The 15,239-nt window shown below is 42.4% G+C and carries 18 protein-coding genes; 6 read left to right on the top strand and 12 right to left on the bottom strand.

Translation table 11 applies throughout. The features are described from left to right. Positions 1-22: 22 nt before the first annotated feature. Positions 23-1,183, top strand: coding sequence for a DUF5667 domain-containing protein (locus EV282_RS01610; protein WP_130293192.1), 1,161 nt, complete (start codon positions 23-25; stop codon positions 1,181-1,183). Between the two features lie 227 nt (positions 1,184-1,410). On the opposite strand, the gene EV282_RS01605 is transcribed toward EV282_RS01610, so the two are convergent. The 3 genes from EV282_RS01605 to EV282_RS01595 all read right to left on the bottom strand — a co-directional run bounded on the left by EV282_RS01605 (position 1,411) and on the right by EV282_RS01595 (position 2,884). Then, a complete protein-coding gene (locus EV282_RS01605) occupies positions 1,411-1,617 on the bottom strand; it encodes a hypothetical protein (protein WP_130293190.1) in 207 nt (68 codons plus the stop codon). Between the two features lie 173 nt (positions 1,618-1,790). Continuing rightward, positions 1,791-2,267: a GNAT family N-acetyltransferase gene (locus EV282_RS01600; RefSeq protein ID WP_130293188.1), complete on the bottom strand. Its 477-nt coding sequence runs from the start codon at positions 2,265-2,267 to the stop codon at positions 1,791-1,793. 20 nt (positions 2,268-2,287) lie between these two features. Continuing rightward, positions 2,288-2,884, bottom strand: a complete 597-nt coding sequence (locus EV282_RS01595; protein WP_130293186.1) for an SGNH/GDSL hydrolase family protein — start codon at positions 2,882-2,884, stop codon at positions 2,288-2,290. Between the two features lie 127 nt (positions 2,885-3,011). Between EV282_RS01595 and EV282_RS01590 the strand changes: the two genes are divergently transcribed. Genes EV282_RS01590 through EV282_RS01580 form a run of 3 tightly spaced genes read left to right on the top strand, consistent with a single transcriptional unit; the run spans position 3,012 to position 5,681 of the window. Beyond that, the gene (locus EV282_RS01590; protein WP_130293185.1) at positions 3,012-4,046 is read left to right on the top strand and encodes a class I SAM-dependent methyltransferase; all 1,035 of its coding nucleotides are present in this window, start codon (positions 3,012-3,014) and stop codon (positions 4,044-4,046) included. 23 nt (positions 4,047-4,069) lie between these two features. Next, positions 4,070-5,119: a hypothetical protein gene (locus EV282_RS01585; protein WP_130293183.1), complete on the top strand. Its 1,050-nt coding sequence runs from the start codon at positions 4,070-4,072 to the stop codon at positions 5,117-5,119. 25 nt (positions 5,120-5,144) lie between these two features. After that, positions 5,145-5,681 (top strand): hypothetical protein, encoded by a 537-nt coding sequence (locus EV282_RS01580; RefSeq protein ID WP_165389315.1) that lies wholly within the window; start codon positions 5,145-5,147, stop codon positions 5,679-5,681. A 166-nt stretch (positions 5,682-5,847) separates the two neighbouring features. On the opposite strand, the gene EV282_RS01575 is transcribed toward EV282_RS01580, so the two are convergent. From EV282_RS01575 to EV282_RS01555, 5 genes are all read right to left on the bottom strand, one after another. Continuing rightward, on the bottom strand, positions 5,848-6,519 hold the full coding sequence (locus tag EV282_RS01575; RefSeq protein ID WP_130293179.1) for an HAD family hydrolase: 672 nt from the start codon (positions 6,517-6,519) through the stop codon (positions 5,848-5,850). Positions 6,520-6,666: 147 nt separating this feature from the next. Continuing rightward, positions 6,667-7,092 (bottom strand): 3-hydroxyacyl-ACP dehydratase FabZ, encoded by a 426-nt coding sequence (fabZ, locus tag EV282_RS01570; RefSeq protein WP_066244840.1) that lies wholly within the window; start codon positions 7,090-7,092, stop codon positions 6,667-6,669. 135 nt (positions 7,093-7,227) lie between these two features. Further along, the gene (locus EV282_RS01565) at positions 7,228-7,524 is read right to left on the bottom strand and encodes a DNA-directed RNA polymerase subunit beta (RefSeq protein ID WP_130293177.1); all 297 of its coding nucleotides are present in this window, start codon (positions 7,522-7,524) and stop codon (positions 7,228-7,230) included. A 15-nt stretch (positions 7,525-7,539) separates the two neighbouring features. Beyond that, positions 7,540-8,367, bottom strand: a complete 828-nt coding sequence (locus EV282_RS01560) for a flagellar hook-basal body protein (RefSeq protein WP_130293175.1) — start codon at positions 8,365-8,367, stop codon at positions 7,540-7,542. Positions 8,368-8,378: 11 nt separating this feature from the next. Next, entirely contained in the window at positions 8,379-9,206 is an 828-nt protein-coding gene (locus tag EV282_RS01555) for a flagellar hook-basal body protein (protein WP_130293173.1), read from the bottom strand. Between the two features lie 308 nt (positions 9,207-9,514). On the opposite strand from EV282_RS01555, the gene EV282_RS01550 reads away from it, so the two are divergent. Beyond that, complete coding sequence (locus EV282_RS01550) at positions 9,515-10,117, top strand: hypothetical protein (protein WP_130293171.1); 603 nt, start codon at positions 9,515-9,517, stop codon at positions 10,115-10,117. A gap of 34 nt (positions 10,118-10,151) precedes the next feature. On the opposite strand, the gene EV282_RS01545 is transcribed toward EV282_RS01550, so the two are convergent. The 4 genes from EV282_RS01545 to spoIID form a co-directional block, all read right to left on the bottom strand. Further along, positions 10,152-11,153 carry a rod shape-determining protein gene (locus EV282_RS01545; RefSeq protein WP_130293169.1) on the bottom strand — a complete coding sequence of 334 codons (1,002 nt, stop codon included), beginning with the start codon at positions 11,151-11,153 and terminating at the stop codon, positions 10,152-10,154. 199 nt (positions 11,154-11,352) lie between these two features. Then, complete coding sequence (spoIIID, locus tag EV282_RS01540) at positions 11,353-11,619, bottom strand: sporulation transcriptional regulator SpoIIID (RefSeq protein ID WP_026677325.1); 267 nt, start codon at positions 11,617-11,619, stop codon at positions 11,353-11,355. Between the two features lie 597 nt (positions 11,620-12,216). After that, entirely contained in the window at positions 12,217-13,185 is a 969-nt protein-coding gene (locus tag EV282_RS01535) for a M23 family metallopeptidase (RefSeq protein WP_130293167.1), read from the bottom strand. 191 nt (positions 13,186-13,376) lie between these two features. Continuing rightward, positions 13,377-14,408: a stage II sporulation protein D gene (spoIID, locus tag EV282_RS01530; RefSeq protein ID WP_242611806.1), complete on the bottom strand. Its 1,032-nt coding sequence runs from the start codon at positions 14,406-14,408 to the stop codon at positions 13,377-13,379. Positions 14,409-14,602: 194 nt separating this feature from the next. On the opposite strand from spoIID, the gene EV282_RS01525 reads away from it, so the two are divergent. Continuing rightward, positions 14,603-15,217 carry an RsiV family protein gene (locus tag EV282_RS01525; protein ID WP_130293165.1) on the top strand — a complete coding sequence of 205 codons (615 nt, stop codon included), beginning with the start codon at positions 14,603-14,605 and terminating at the stop codon, positions 15,215-15,217. Positions 15,218-15,239: the final 22 nt, after the last annotated feature.

The following is a 15,239-nucleotide window of genomic DNA, read 5'->3' as shown; positions in this document are numbered from 1 at the left end:
AAATAAGAAAGGGAGAATGAAAGTGAAGAAGATTTTAAGTTCATTTTTAGCATTAGGACTTGCGACAACTGGGTTTGGACCGTCCGTTTTTGCTAACACAGACGCTGCAACACCAGTGGAAGAACCTGCTGAACAAACGCAGACAGAGGAAACTAGTGAGACGACAACACCAGAAATGACAGACGAAAATACAACAGAAGATCCAGCGGCTGAGGAACCATCAGCATCTGAAGAGCCTGCTGAAGAACCTACGGAAGAAGAAGCACCAGACTTAGTACCAGGAGATTTCTTTTATTTTGTAAAAATCATGATGGAGAAAATCCAGCTTGCTGTAACGACAGATGATTATGAAGAAGCGAAACTTTTGGCTGATTTTGCAGCTGAACGTATAAAGGAAGCGAATGTTCTTTTGCAAGATGGTGATGTTGAAGGCGCAACAAAGCTTTTAGAAGAAGCGTTCGCTCAGCAAGAAGAAGCTGTTGAAAAAGAAGAAGAAGCTTCTGAAGAAGAAGCTGGGGATGTGACCGAAGAGGAGACACCTGCTGAAGAAGGCACAGAAGACGAAACGACTGGTGACGAAGAAACTGCAGAAGAAGATTCAGCCGCTGAAGAGGAAGAAACTGCTACTGAGCTTGAGAAAAAGTTTTTCCAAAATATCGTAGCGTTAATGACTGCTCTTGAAAAAATTGATAACCCAAAAGCGCAAGAAGCTCTATCCAAAAATATTGCAAAAGCGTTTGGCAAGCTTGAAAAGAAAATAGCAAAACATGAGAAGAAACAGAATAAAGAATATGATGAGTCCACTGAGGAAGAAGATTCTTCAACTGAATCACCTGAAGCTGAGGAGCCTGCGTCTGATGAACCAGCTACCGATACGACAGAAACGGATGAAGACACTACTTCCGCAACAGCAGTACCTGTAAAAGAAAAGCAAACAAAGCAGCAGCCTGTTGTTCCAGCTCCCAAAAAAGAGCAGCCCAAAAAGGAACATCCTAAAAAAGACGATGTGAAGAAAGAAGCTCCTCCAGCAAAGGAACAGCCGAAGAAAGAAGAGCCAAAGAAAGAGCATACTAAAAAAGAGGAAGCTGAAGACGAAGATCGCGGAAAAAGTGATGATCATAAAGAAGAAAAAGGCAATGATGAAAAAGAAGATAAAGAGAATAAAGGCAAGAACAAAGAATAATAATGAACCCCTGCCAATGATTTGGCAGGGGTTTTTTCACATAATCGCACGTTATTTTATAAAATCACACGTTAGCGGTCTTAAAACGCACATTAAATTGAAAAATCGCACGTTAATTGAGAAATACACGATTTTCGACACGGGGGTTCATTCCGGCAACCTCGCTCCACAAAAAATAAAACACCAGGTCCTCTCTGGTAGGTAGAGGCCTGGTCCGTTTTTATATCTTATTCAGCTGACTCCTCAGTTGATTCCTCATCTGTTGAAGTTTCTTCAGTAGAACCTTCATCTTCTGTTGATGTTTCCTCGTCTTGAGTTTCAGTTTGTTCTGTATTTGTTTCTTCTTCGGTGTTGTCTTCCTGGTTGTTACATGCAGTGATTAACATAATTGCCAAAAGAGATGCTCCGATTTTCGCCATAAACGTTTTGCTCATCTTAAAATTGCTCCCTTCGGATTTTCATTATGATTTTTGCATGAGTATGGGATTTGTTTGTCCCTGCTCAGAATATATCACGAAAAAATCCTGAAAAGACGCAATTTACCAAGTCATAACCGAGACTTTACACTTTCTAAACCTTCTTTATATTGGCTTAATATAAAACGACTTTAAACATCATAATGCAGCACATATTGAGGTCCGACCGGTCCATGTTTAATCTGGCCGCGGTCTTGGAATCCTGCTTTTTCGTACAGCTTTTTGGCAGGTTCGTTTTTAAAGTTAACCGCTAAAATAAGTGCGTTAATTTCAGAGAAATGGGTGGAAACAAATGCTGGCAGCAGCAGCATCGCTTCTTTCGCATAGCCTTTCCCTTGCTCTTTTTGATTGATGGATAATGCACGAATGACCATGGCATTCGGGTTCGCTGTGAAATCACGAATCTTCTCACCTGCATGCAGAACAAAAAAGCCTACTGGCACGTCTGAAGCCATGATAACTACAGGAGTCCGGCTAAGATCTTCTTCGCATGTTTTCAAGGCATCACTTGGCATGGCGGTGAATTTCTTTTGATCTTCTGCTAGAACAAATGCATTTAGAGCTTCACGATGAATTTCTTCAAAAAAAGTGAGTGAAACGTTCCCCATATTCATAACTCCTGTTCCTTTTATTGTTCAATTATTGATTCTGCTGCTTTTAGCCAAGCTTTTGCCATCAGTTCGTTCCCTTTTTTTCTCATATGTACACCGTCGGTTGTTAATGAAACGTCAGGCTTTTTTGTTAGGTGATCGATAAAAACGTCATGTGTCGGGACAAGCACTGCATCAAACTCTACCGCCAGCTTGCGAACGACTTCTACATACGGGATCAGCATCTGGTTTCCTTGAGATTGCGGGTTTTCTTTTATGATCGTCGGTTCCATGAGTACGAGTTTTGTAGTGGCTGGAAGCTGTGACAACAATTCACGATAAATCTCTTCGAATTTAGAAACATCAACTTGTGTGAGATCTGGACTGTCGAGCTGCCGCCACACATCGTTGATTCCAATAGAAACCGTTAAAAGATCTGGTTCTAGATCAATCACGTCCCGTTCCCAACGAAAAGCAAGGTCTGTCACGCGGTGCCCGTTGACACCTTTATTGATGACTTTCACGTCTTCCGGCAAAACTTCTTTAATCATCCGCACATACCCGTTCCCCAGTCTTTCGGGATCTGTATTTTTGTTAGAAGCTGTGATGCTGTCTCCGATAAAAATGATTTTCATGACTGCTTCCCCCTCCGATTCTTTGTTGCTCTTATTTTACCATGTGTGCAAATAAAAGATGATTTAGAGGATTTTGGACGGCCGTTTTGGAATACATATAGAAAATCCTTTTTACAGGAGGAAGAACATGATCGAAACTGCTGTTCATCGCCCGGTTACATTAGGTCAGACGGAAAAGATGCCGTCCTATCGTATGGATTTACGGCAATATAAAAATCAGAAAGAATATGAGAAGTTTGTAAAAGTAAATACGGTGAATGACTGGTCGACCGTTTCATGGAAAGACATTGGTAAGCCGTATGAAGTGACTTCGTTTTCGAAAGATAAACTGGATTGGGAGAAAGAGCATGGCGAGACCTTGCCTGTTCACACCTCTTGGACGATGTTCAACCAGTCTTTTCATGAGTGGTTTTCGAAGGATGTTCCCACTGAAATCCACGAAAAGAAGGGTGCCTTTTTTCATAGTTTAAAAAGCTTTAAGTCTTCTGAAGTAAAAGTAGCGCTCGGAGATTATTTACGCATTCATTTATGGAATTATGTTCACCGGGTACAGGATGGCATTTGGGATCCTCGCGGGAAACGAGCGTTGTTTGAAGGGCTGGATGTTCAAAAGCCTCGCATTTTATTTTTGGGAGCAGCGGAAGGTTATGAGGCGATGCAGCTTTCTGCCATGTATCCCGGCGGTGAAGTGGTGATGGTCGATTATGATGCATTCTGCCGTGATACGAGATTTGCAGAGTTTCCTGAGTCATACCCGTTCTTGGGGAAAAATCCTAGTACAGGCGGAGAAAAAGTTTATTTTAAAGATGATTTTAACATTTCATATGTGGTGGACGACATTCGCAATCTTCCTTATGGGAAGGAGTTTGATATCGTGCTGAGCGTCGGTTTGCTCGAGCACTTCCCGGATTCCATGAAGGCTGAGGTCGTGGAGTGGCACCGGAAGTTTTTAAAGCCTGGTGGTTATATTGTGATGACGACACCGCGAGCCCAGCTTCGGTCCAAGCTGTATTACGAGATCATGGCGGATGTGATGAACCATACGTACCGGGAGCTCATGACGCTAGAGCAGATGGGGCTTTATCTGTATGAGAACGGACTGGATATTATGAAGCACGGGTTTATCAAAGTTCATAATGGAATTGTGGCGAAGGCGAAGTAATAATTTAGCGAAGGGTGGTCGTTATGAAAGTTGGGACAGCACGAGCCATTGCTGCTGAATGGGTGATGCTGCATTTGAGTGAAGAGCCATGGTTTCGCGGAGCATATTTCAGTGGTTCAACGATTCTTCTAAACGAAAACGAGGATATGTCGGCATCGTCTGATATGGATGTTGTTGTCGTTATGGCTCATGATGAAACGCCTCTGAAACTTGGAAAATTTCGATATGAGGGCGTACTAATCGAAATTACATATTTGCCGTGGAATAAGTTTCAATCAGGTGAAGATGTGCTGACAGACTACCATCTTGCAGGAAGCTTTCGAGTAAATACCCTCATTAGCGATCCCACCGGACATTTGGGAGAATTGCAACAATATGTGTCAGCGCATTTTGCGGAGAAAAAGCGGGTTCTTAAGAGGTGTGAGAATGCTCACCTTCGCATCGAGCACGGGTTGAAGTCTATTAATCCCCGGGACCCTTGGCATGATCAAGTGACCTCTTGGCTGTTTCCAACCGGGGTGATCACTCATGTCATTTTAGTAGCATCCCTTCAGAATCCAACGGTCAGACTGCGGTATTTGAAGGTCCGAGAAGTCTTGAGGGAGCATGATTACGAGGATGTTTATGCCGAACTACTGAGATTGCTTGGTGTCTGTGATTTGACTGCGGAACGGGCAGAACATCATTTACGCGCGCTTGAACAAACATTTGAAGCCGCTGTTTCGATAGCAAAGACTCCTTTCTTCTTTAGCAGTGATATTACGGCGGAAGCACGGCCGATAGCCATTGACGGAAGCCGAGAGCTTATACGATCTGGATTTCACCAGGAAGCTGTTTTCTGGATGGTTGCGACTTTTGCCCGGTGTCATAAGATTTTTGAAGTGGATGGTAGTGACGAAATTCAGTTGAAACATCGTCCAGCTTTTGATGCGATGGTTGCAAACCTTGGTATTTCTTCAACGGATGATTTAACTCGGAGGGCTGATGACGTTCTGGATTTCTTGCCTAAACTTTGGGAGATCGCTGTATCGATTGTATCTGCAAACCAGCATATTTATAAAAAGAGACATTAACAAAAAAACATTTGCGAGGAAACGAATGATGAATCAGAGTGAGGATGATCATAATAAACTCCTAAAGATATATAAAGCACAAAAAGTTGCTCTTATATATACTGGTTTCTTAGGAACTCAGCTTGGAAGGATCCAAGCGATTTCAGACTTTAATTATACGCTGCATGAATTATTACTTGTACCAGCGACATTGGCCTTTTACCTGGCACCTGTTATGTTTCTCGTTTATTTGAATCTTCTCATAAAATATATAAAAAAACGTGAAAGAGGTCATTGGTGCATTAAATCAGCTGCCAAAACCATTTCGGTCATAGCTTCTATTGTGGCGATTCTAATCATAATAAATCACCAATCCCATGAAGTATCAACAGCCGGTATTTTTGTTTTGGAACAGAAACATCTTGTCGAGGGAAACTATTATTTAGTTATTGATGAAAGACAGATTAAGGTCTCTAGGAATGAATATCAGTTAGCGGAAGTGGAAAAAGAGTATCTTGTAAGTTTCATCTGGAATCCACGCTCTCAAAAAGGAAATCTGGAAACAATTGAACCAGTTAAATAAAAAAGGGTGCACATAAACGAGTATATGTGCGCCTTTTATATTGTTCAAAAATCAAAAGCTATGAAATTGAATGTTGAATGGAGCAATTTCGTCTAGGCGGTTTGCTCCATTTCAAGCTTTTATGATAATTGTGTGGGGACAGTCCCCACTTGTGTTTTATTTTGAGTTAAATAAGTGCTGTATCGCTTTTGTGAAGTAAAAATTCTTTTAGTTCTAATACAGTGCCTACTTCGTACGTCGGGTTAATTTGAGAAATTTCTTCTTTAGAACCGTATCCGTATGTTACGCCTATCGAATCGATTCCTGTGTTATGAGCACCTATGATGTCGTGCTTCCTATCGCCGATCATGATGAAGACATCAGAAGGATGTTCTCCGTAATGATCGAGTATGTACTGAATGATTTCGGTCTTTGCTGTTCGTGTTCCGTCCAGATTGCTTCCAACAACTAAATCAAAATGATGATGAATGTTAAAATACTTTAAAATCTCTTCTGCAAAAACAGTAGGTTTTGAAGTAGCGACAACTAAATGATGGCCATTTTCTTTGAGTTCCTGTAAAAGAGCAGGGATATGGTCGTAGAGTGTGTTTTCATACATCCCTACATCACTGAACCTTTCACGGTAATGCGTGATAGCCGTTTGTGTTTGAACTTCATTAAAAGAATAATAGTCGGAAAAGGACTGTTGAAGAGGTGGACCAATAAAAACGTCTAAGTCATCAAGGTTTTCTATTTGGATGCCCATTCGATCTAATGCAAATTGAACAGATTTCGTGATTCCTATTTTCGGATCGGATAGCGTTCCATCTAAATCAAAAAGGATAAATTTCTTCTGCAACTTTAATCTCCTCCACCTCTGTTTTTAATACACTAAATCTAAAATAGCATAAAATGAAAGCTTGAAATGCAGCATTTTCCCTTAGGCGTTTGCTCCATTTCAAGCTTTTATGATAATTGTGTGGGGACAGTCCCCACTTGGATTTGTTTATTTACCTAGAGCGAAGGTGATCTCTACTTCGCATGCTACCTGACCATCGACAGTCGCAATTCCTTTTCCTTTGCCGATCGAACCGCGAACACGTGTCATCTCAACTTCGAGACGCAGCTGATCCCCTGGTACGACTTGCTTTTTGAAGCGGCAATTATCGATGCCAGCAAAGAATGCAAGCTTCCCTCGGTTTTCTTCTTTCTTCAGCATCGCTACTGCTCCAACTTGTGCTAGAGCTTCAACAATTAACACCCCTGGCATTACTGGGTACTCAGGAAAGTGGCCGTTAAAGAACTCTTCATTTGCCGTTACATTTTTGATGCCGACTGCACGCTGACCTTCATCTACTTCTAGGATACGATCAATTAACAAAAATGGGTAACGATGCGGGATAATTTCTTTGATTTCTTCAATGGTTAACATACGCTAACATCACCTTTCTACTCATCTAAATTATTCTCTATTTTTTATTATACTTGGTATTGTTACCTGGTACTAATTCTAATCAAAAGAAAAACAATGACTCTGTAAATCTGCCATTGTTTTATTATTATATCTTTACTTCTCTTTTTCTACAAGGTCGATAATGTGTGTCCACGTTTCCTTCTCAAAAACATTCATCGGCTTACCGTCACCGAGCACACCATAACCCACCATTGTACCGACAGCAAAACAAACCACGATTCCGCAGATAAGCAGTAAAAGCCGAAGCCAGATCGGAAAGCTTCTTTTTGTGCCGCGGTGGATCAGTTTCTTCTTCTCTTCCTTTGAAGAACTCTTTTTCTCCTGATATCGCTGTGTTTTTTGATTTTCTTTTTTATTTAACTCTTGCTCATGCATTTCATTCGTTGTCATACAAACCTACCCCATTTAGCGAAGCCCGTTTACCAACCCCATCATCTGGTCAGCAATTGTAAGAGAACGCGCATTAAATTGATAAGAACGTTGTGTTTGAATCAGTTCTGTCATCTCGGTTGAAATGTTCACATTGGAAGATTCCAATACGCCCTGCTGAACAAAGTTTCCTGCTGCTCCATTAACTTCTTCAAAGAGCTGATTTAATGGAATGCCTTCTGGCAGCTGAAGATTCTGTCCAACCGCTAACATGAGCTGCGGACGAATCATATTTACGACACCAATTCGACCTGATTCAACAACTTCTCCATTATTTAACGTTACCGAAACTTGGCCGTTTTGTCCAATGGTAATTTTATTTTGATCCTCAGGTATCAAAATGGGACCCTCATCTCCCAACACTTGATTTCCTTCAGACGTAACAAGCTCAAGGTAACCAGGGTTTTGGGCAGATGGTGATAAGTAGAACGCGCCATCTCTTGTGTATAGCGGCATTGGGTTTCCATTGTTGTCTGTTCCGCCAATTGTAAAATAGTGTCCCGGTTCAGTCAGTGCCACATCAAGTGCCCTGCCCGTCTGCTGCAATGTTCCGGTTTCCATGCTCATTGCTGTAGAAGAAACACGCGCGCCGCTCCCGAGCCGGATGCCGTTCGGAGTCAACCGTCCTGCTTCAGTCGGGTTTAATTCCTTACTCTCCATCTGCTGAAAAAGTAGATCAGAAAATTGTGTTTCCCGGCGCTTGTAGCCGTTCGTCGTGCTGTTCGCCATATTATTTGAAATGGTGTCCAGCTTGTGCTGAAGCTGTCCCATCGTTACTGCTGCTGAAATCATAGACTGGTTCATGTGTGATCCCCCTAGCCGATTCGGCCAATTTCATTTGCGGCTTTTTCCATCGTACGGTCATAGGCTTGAAGCACTTTTTGATTTGCTTCAAACGCGCGGTATGCCGTCAGCATCTCTGTCATCGTCTGTTCTGTGTTCACGTTCGAACGTTCAACAAACCCTTGCTGCAGGTTATATGTGATTGCCGGGTTGCCGATCGCACTAGCGGCTGCCCCATCTCCCTCTAGTCTGAACAGTCCTGATCCTTCTTTTACTAGGTTGTTAGGATTCGCTACAAATGCAACATCAATCTGTCCTGCGACCACACCGTTATCGATCACCTGACCGTCCTTGTTCACGGTAAAATTATCGCTTGTAACAGTGATTGGATCTCCATTCGTTCCAAGAACATAATGACCCTCAGGCGTTACGAGACTGCCATCTGCATCAACTGAGAAATGGCCGTTTCGTGTAAAACGCTCCTGCCCATTGACGTTCAATCGGAAAAAAAGTTCCCCTGGAAGACCTGTTTCAGGATCAGCTGGTACTTGTCCTTGTAAAAGGGCAAGATCTGTTTTGATTCCCGTCTCGCGAAGGTCACCTTGCATGAAGTTTGGTGTCGTCTCTTGAACATATACTCCCGTTGATAGGATGCCTACTGGGTAGTTGTTCGGAATTTTATTGCCGTTGATTTCGGTTTGTCCCATATGCTGCAGAAGCATCGTCGGGAACGTGCGCAGACTTGCGTTGTCCGCTTTATATCCAGGCGTATTGGCATTCGCCATATTGTTCGTTAAAATTTCTTGTTTGCGCTGCTGTGCCAGCATGCCGGCTGCAGCATTATAAAAGCCTCTTAACACGGAGTATTCCTCCTGTAATTGTAATCTGGACACAAAATGTCTCATCGATCATATCGACAGATTTTTACATTTCTTAATAAGATTCTGCGAAAAATGACGGATTCCTTTTTAAAATGAGGAATTTGTACCAGAAAAGTGCAATGAATTTGTTTAAAAGTTTATAAGATCGAATTTACATCTTAATAATCGTCATCAAGTACATAATGAACATCTTAAATCAGTCTAGCTGTGTAATCTTGGAGGGATTCCTTCCATAATGGAGAAGGTAGTGAAAGTAAATACAATGCTTTAAGAACGAGGTGAATTTTATGCTATTTCATTATCATTTTTGGACCCCTTATGTTGAAGAAACAGAAAAATTCTATACGGATCATGGTTTTCGAATCTCTCAGCGCATAGGAAAATATAAAGGTAAGTTCCAAACGTTTGATCCGCCTCTAACATGGAATGATTTTCGCGAAAAGAAGATTCTGTTCCGTATCATTGAAGCAAGAAAAGGGGCTGTAAATATTACGTTCGGTTTTGGAAAGAACGTGATGTTTGATCATATTGGTTATTTTGTCTCTGAATCGGAACTAAATATGATTTGTAATCATGCAAAGGAAATGGGATGGGAAGTGAATAAAGGAGAACGGCGAACTTTTATTTCTACTCCCTATTCATTTAGGATTGAGCTCCAATCCCACCCGGATGTAATCGATTCTCAGACTGATTCCTTTCAAATCAGACAACTGATGCTAGAGACTACAAGGAATGGACTTGAACAGGATCTTACCCTTTTATTTGGAAAGCCCATTAAAAACATAGTCTCAAAAGTTGGAGATGAAGTTACTATTCAAAAGGCTATCATTAACGGATTTTCCTCACCAAGCGCTACTGATCCAAATGGTGTTAGAATTCTAGAAAAATAAATAAATGCCGCCCAATCCGGGCGGCATTCCTTCATTAAAACACTTTTCTTTTCGCGATTTTATCCATATGTTCAAGCATTAAGCCTGTACCGTTCGCTACGGCTTTCATTGGCTCTTCAGCAACGAGCACTGGAACCTTCAATTCTTCAGCAAACAGCTGGTCGATTCCGTGCAATAAAGCACCGCCGCCTGTCAGCATGATGCCGCGGTCGATGATGTCAGCTGATAGTTCTGGCGGCGTCTTCTCAAGCACGCTCTTCGCTGCCTGAACGATAACCATCACAGGCTCCATCAACGCTTTTTGAATTTCTTTTGAGTGAACCGTAATCGTACGCGGCAAGCCGGATACCATGTCACGGCCCCGGATTTCAAGCTCTTCGTCACGCGCGCCAGGATAAACCGTCGCTACGTTCAGCTTGATGTTTTCTGCTGTGCGCTCACCGATCAACAGCTTGTACTCTTTCTTTATGTACTGAAGGATCTCCGTATCGAACTTGTCCCCAGCCATTTTAATAGAAGAGGAGGTGACAATATCGCCCATGCTCAAGACCGCAACGTCAGTTGTGCCACCACCGATGTCAACAACCATGTTGCCGCTTGGCTGGAAGATATCCATCCCCGCCCCAATTGCAGCCACTTTCGGCTCTTCTTCAAGAAAAATATGTTTAGCGCCGCATTTTTGTGCAGCTTCTCTAATGGCTTTTTGCTCTACGGACGTAATGTTCGTTGGTGTACAGATCAAAATTCTTGGCTTAGCAAACACGCCCTTCACTTTTATTTTATTAATAAAGTGTTTCAGCATTTGCTCGGTTACTTCAAAGTCAGCAATTACGCCGTCTTTCAGCGGACGAATTGCTACGATGTTGCCTGGTGTACGGCCTACCATGCGGCGGGCTTCTTCTCCAACAGCGAGTGCTTTTCCGGTATTCGTGTCGATCGCAACGACGGATGGTTCGTCAAGCACAATCCCTTTTCCTTTTACATAGATCAATACATTAGCGGTACCAAGGTCAATTCCAACGTCCCTTGAAAACATGTTATATCCTCCCTGTTAAACATCCTTACAATATAATGACATTTTTAGTAAAAAATCGAAGTTCTATCCAATTTATCATTATATCACAAGTTTGTCGAACAAGGTGAAATATTGTCAAAAATTAATTATTGGACGTCAGACCTATGCGGCACATAATGATTTTGGTGTCATGTTGCATCCCTATCAATTACAGACTTATTTATTGAACAACTTCCTCTGCGCCTTTTTTATATTTTACGCGCGTCGCTTCTCCACCCCGCAAGTGGCGGATGGACTTGTGGTATTCGAGGATTTCTTTTACATTGTTTGCAAGATCCGGATTAATTTCAGGCAGCCGCTCGGTGAGGTCTTTATGCACCGTGCTTTTGGAAACCCCGAATTCTTTTGCGATCATGCGGACTGTTTTTCTTGTCTCCACGATATACCGTCCTATCTTGATGGTTCGCTCTTTGATGTAATCGTGCACACCACTCGCCTCCCTAAAATGGATGTGAGAGATGCGATAGAGACTTCTATGAACAAGCTACGTGACAAGTTTCGTTGTCATCTTCGGCTTATAAGTATTGCTTCCATTCCCCTTTTTCCACCGCAGCCATAGTACGATTTCTCACCGCTCACCCTCAATTTGAATTATTGTAGGTTTTGTAACATCTTATTAACCAAGTTTTCGTTATATGCCTAAATCTCAACTGGGACAAGGGGAAATGTCCATTTTTGTGAAAAAACCTGCATAAACAGGTGAAAAATTTATTAGTGAAAGGAGGCTCGGGTGAGGAAATCCTTGGGGATTATGTGTGTTACGGTACGTGTTCTTTTTTCTGTTACACGTTCGCTCCAAATAAGGCTCGTTTCACGCAGAGAAGCTTAACTTTCACGCAGAAAGATACCCGCTCCCCGCAAAAGTTGCTTGGTTCCACGTAGAACTTTGTTCGTTTCACGCAGGAAATAAATTTGATGCGATTTTTCGAGTGTAAAATCGTCTTGATTTGCTTATCCCATTTATTTTTGCAGCAAAAATGAAAAAACTGCCCCGAAAATCTTCGGGACAGCTTCTTTTTCATACTTATTCGTTTGCACCTGAATCATCTGCTGATGTTTCATCTGATTCTGCTGGAGCATCAGTGTCTTCTGCAGATTGAGATGATGATTCTTGTTCACGGTTAGCGTCTTTTCCATCTTTGCCGTCTTTACCGTCTTTTGTGCCTTTAGTATCTTTGCCGCCTTTATCGTCGGCTTTTGGTGCTGCTGGTTTTTCCTCTTTACCAGGCTTTTGCTCTTCTGCTTTTTTCTGCTCTTCCGCTGCTTTTTTCTCTTCTGCTTTCTTCATCTCTTTACGAGAATCTTCAACAGCTGAAGCGAGCTGTGCTACAGATTGATCCCAAGCCATTACTGGGTCCACTGCTTCTCCGTCTTTGCGGACTTCGAAGTGTGCGTGAACTTTTGCGTCCTTATCATATGCATTTTCGCCAGCTTGTCCAAGGACTGCTCCTTGTTTCACTTGGTCACCTTGCTTAACAGATACAGAAGCTAGTGATGAATAGTGTGTTACAACACCTTTGTCATGTTCCACTTCTACAACAAAGCCTAGGGCAGGGTCTTTTGCGACTTTTACAACATTACCACTCAGTGCAGCGGTTACATCGAACGCTTTACCATCTTCCGTTGCTAAATCGATACCGCGATTTTGGTAGTAGATATTGTTATAGAATACTAGTGCTGCTTCTTGCTCTTGAGCTGTAGCGTCTGAACTAAAGAAATCCTTCACGACTTCAACGGCTTCAGGGTCAGCGACTGGCATTTGGAATACTTCTTTTGTAAGTGAAACTGGTACTGCTGTTCCATCATCTTCTAATGCGCTTTCTGGAGTATTATTATTCTCCGTATTTTTCGCATCGTTTTGATACCATAGAACAGATGTTAAAATGACTGCTGCAAAACTAAGATACACTGCAGGATAAACCCAACGTTTTTTCATAGCATTCTTACCTTTCATCGGTACTGTTTTTTTGTTTTGTTTTTCTTCTTCTTTCATTTTTCATCACCTCAGCAACAAGTTTGAACAGAATTCTGAAAATATATACTTTAGTGCGAAAATTTTTTGAAAGTTTCTTTCGACATAAGAAAAAACCGCATTATGCCTTATCGCACAATGCGGTTCTCTATAGAGAAGGGGTCTGTCCCGGGGACAGACCCGGGACAGACCCCCTACAATTCTCACACAATTCACTTCAGAGCCAATCCCTTGTCTGCAATCGGCTTGTAATCTGTTATCTCGATCCCCTTATAATAATAGTTTACGATCTCCTTATACGACTTGCCTTCCGCCGCCATTCCGTTCGCGCCGTACTGACTCAAACCAACTCCATGGCCATAGCCTTTTGTGGTGATGGTAATCTCTTTCCCCTTTTTCTCCATTTGAAAATCAGTGGAGCGGAGACCGAGCTTCTCTCGTATTTCTTTTCCGGTGAACTCTTTTTTCCCGATCGCGAACTTGCCGATTCGTTTCCCGCTCGTTGTCGCGACAACTTTACCAACTTTTCCGTCCTTTTTGATCGAAACGCCCAGCTTCTCCTCAACGGTTCTAACTTGCAGCTGAACAGTCTGCACATACTTCGGCGACTTTTTATCCCATGGACTTTCTACACTTCTTAAGTATGGGTATTTATTTTTCCAATAGTCTTCTGAATTAACGGTGAAACCATTGCTCGTAGAGAAGAAGCTCGCCTGAATCGGCTCTCCTTCATACGTTAAGATCTGTCCCTTTGTCTCTGTGACCGCTTCTACGATCTTTGCGAGCTTCTTGTTAAAATCGTCTCCCCAAAGCGCCTCCAGTTCATCGTTTCCTTTGTACACTTGATGCATGATCGTGTCGGTCACGATGGCTTCCTCTGGCAAACTATCATCTTTCCCGGGGTTAAGCATCGCTTTTACAATAAACGTTCTTGCGGTTAGTGCTTGTGCTTTCAGTGCCTCGAGCTCAAAGTCCGCCGGCATCTCAGAGGCTACTACTCCTGCCACATACTCTTCTAACGGGATGTTCTCAACCGTATCTTTTTCCGTTCGAAATACAGGGACGACGATGTCCGAGTGCGGAATTTCCAAAGCTAGCATTCTCTCAGACGGCCTTGCCTGATTCTGTTCTTTCCATTCAGGAGGCGCCGACGAAAATGGTAGTACGAGTATGGCAGGGAGTAAGACGATTATGGCAACAAAAATTGCTAGAATCCAGATCAGTGGCTTAATTTTAACATTCACGTTCCAATGCCCTCCTATTTGTTTTCTACCATACAACTTATACAAAAGGTTGGGCCTTTAGAACATGAAAACTAGTATTTTTACAATTGAAATGTGCTGGCTATGACCGCTTTACAAGTTTTGTTTTCAAGCCTTCTGTTACAAGCTGCACGCTGCATAAAATGAAAAAGAGACCCAACGAAAGGGTGAGCAGTATGGACAACTTTCAGCCTCCTGTTCTTGTCAGGACACTTACCTATTCTCCTGGCCAGATGAGAATCTACTACCCGCAGATCGAAGGCATGATCAATCCTCGTATCCAGCAGCAAGTGAATCAGCAGATCATTCAGATCAACCAAGAGCTTCAGCAGATGCAAAATCCTGAAGCACGGCCTACTATGTACGGAGAGTTCGCGGTAAAAACCAACGAAAAGAACATTCTGAGCATTGGATTCCTAAATTACGGCTACACCCCAATGGCGGCACACGGGATGACGTATATTAAATCGCAAACATGGGACCTGACAACAGGACGGACATATCAGTTAAAAGATCTCTTCAAACCGGGCAGCAACTACGTGCAAGTTTTAAGCCGGATCATAAAAGAACAGATAAAGCAGCAGCAGATCTTCACGTTCGAACCTTTCAAAACCATCAGCCTGAATCAAGATTACTATATTGCCGATAAAGCGCTCGTCATCTACTATCAGCTGTATGACCTTACTGCTTATGCTTATGGATTTCCAATGTTTGTTATTTCGCTGTTCGACCTGCAGAATATCATCGATGAGAACGGACCGCTTGGAAAGCTGGCGGTGAATGGTCTATAAAAAAGGGTATCCGGCAATCGGA

The organism is Fictibacillus sp. BK138 (assembly GCF_004216955.1).
Classification (GTDB): Bacteria; Bacillota; Bacilli; order Bacillales; family Fictibacillaceae; genus Fictibacillus.
This window is presented reverse-complemented; position numbering and strand designations above follow the sequence as displayed.

Coding starts and splice junctions, on each gene's coding strand:
- EV282_RS01585 (WP_130293183.1), top strand. CDS start 4,070: ATGAAAGTTGGGACAGCACGAGCCATTGCTGCTGAATGGGTGATGCTG.
- EV282_RS01545 (WP_130293169.1), bottom strand. CDS start 11,153: ATGTTTTCAAGGGACGTTGGAATTGACCTTGGTACCGCTAATGTATTG.
- EV282_RS01525 (WP_130293165.1), top strand. CDS start 14,603: ATGGACAACTTTCAGCCTCCTGTTCTTGTCAGGACACTTACCTATTCT.
- EV282_RS01595 (WP_130293186.1), bottom strand. CDS start 2,884: ATGAAAATCATTTTTATCGGAGACAGCATCACAGCTTCTAACAAAAAT.
- EV282_RS01550 (WP_130293171.1), top strand. CDS start 9,515: ATGCTATTTCATTATCATTTTTGGACCCCTTATGTTGAAGAAACAGAA.
- fabZ (WP_066244840.1), bottom strand. CDS start 7,092: ATGTTAACCATTGAAGAAATCAAAGAAATTATCCCGCATCGTTACCCA.
- EV282_RS01580 (WP_165389315.1), top strand. CDS start 5,145: ATGATGAATCAGAGTGAGGATGATCATAATAAACTCCTAAAGATATAT.
- EV282_RS01560 (WP_130293175.1), bottom strand. CDS start 8,367: ATGAACCAGTCTATGATTTCAGCAGCAGTAACGATGGGACAGCTTCAG.
- EV282_RS01590 (WP_130293185.1), top strand. CDS start 3,012: ATGATCGAAACTGCTGTTCATCGCCCGGTTACATTAGGTCAGACGGAA.
- EV282_RS01565 (WP_130293177.1), bottom strand. CDS start 7,524: ATGACAACGAATGAAATGCATGAGCAAGAGTTAAATAAAAAAGAAAAT.
- EV282_RS01535 (WP_130293167.1), bottom strand. CDS start 13,185: ATGAAAGAAGAAGAAAAACAAAACAAAAAAACAGTACCGATGAAAGGT.
- EV282_RS01600 (WP_130293188.1), bottom strand. CDS start 2,267: ATGGGGAACGTTTCACTCACTTTTTTTGAAGAAATTCATCGTGAAGCT.
- EV282_RS01605 (WP_130293190.1), bottom strand. CDS start 1,617: ATGAGCAAAACGTTTATGGCGAAAATCGGAGCATCTCTTTTGGCAATT.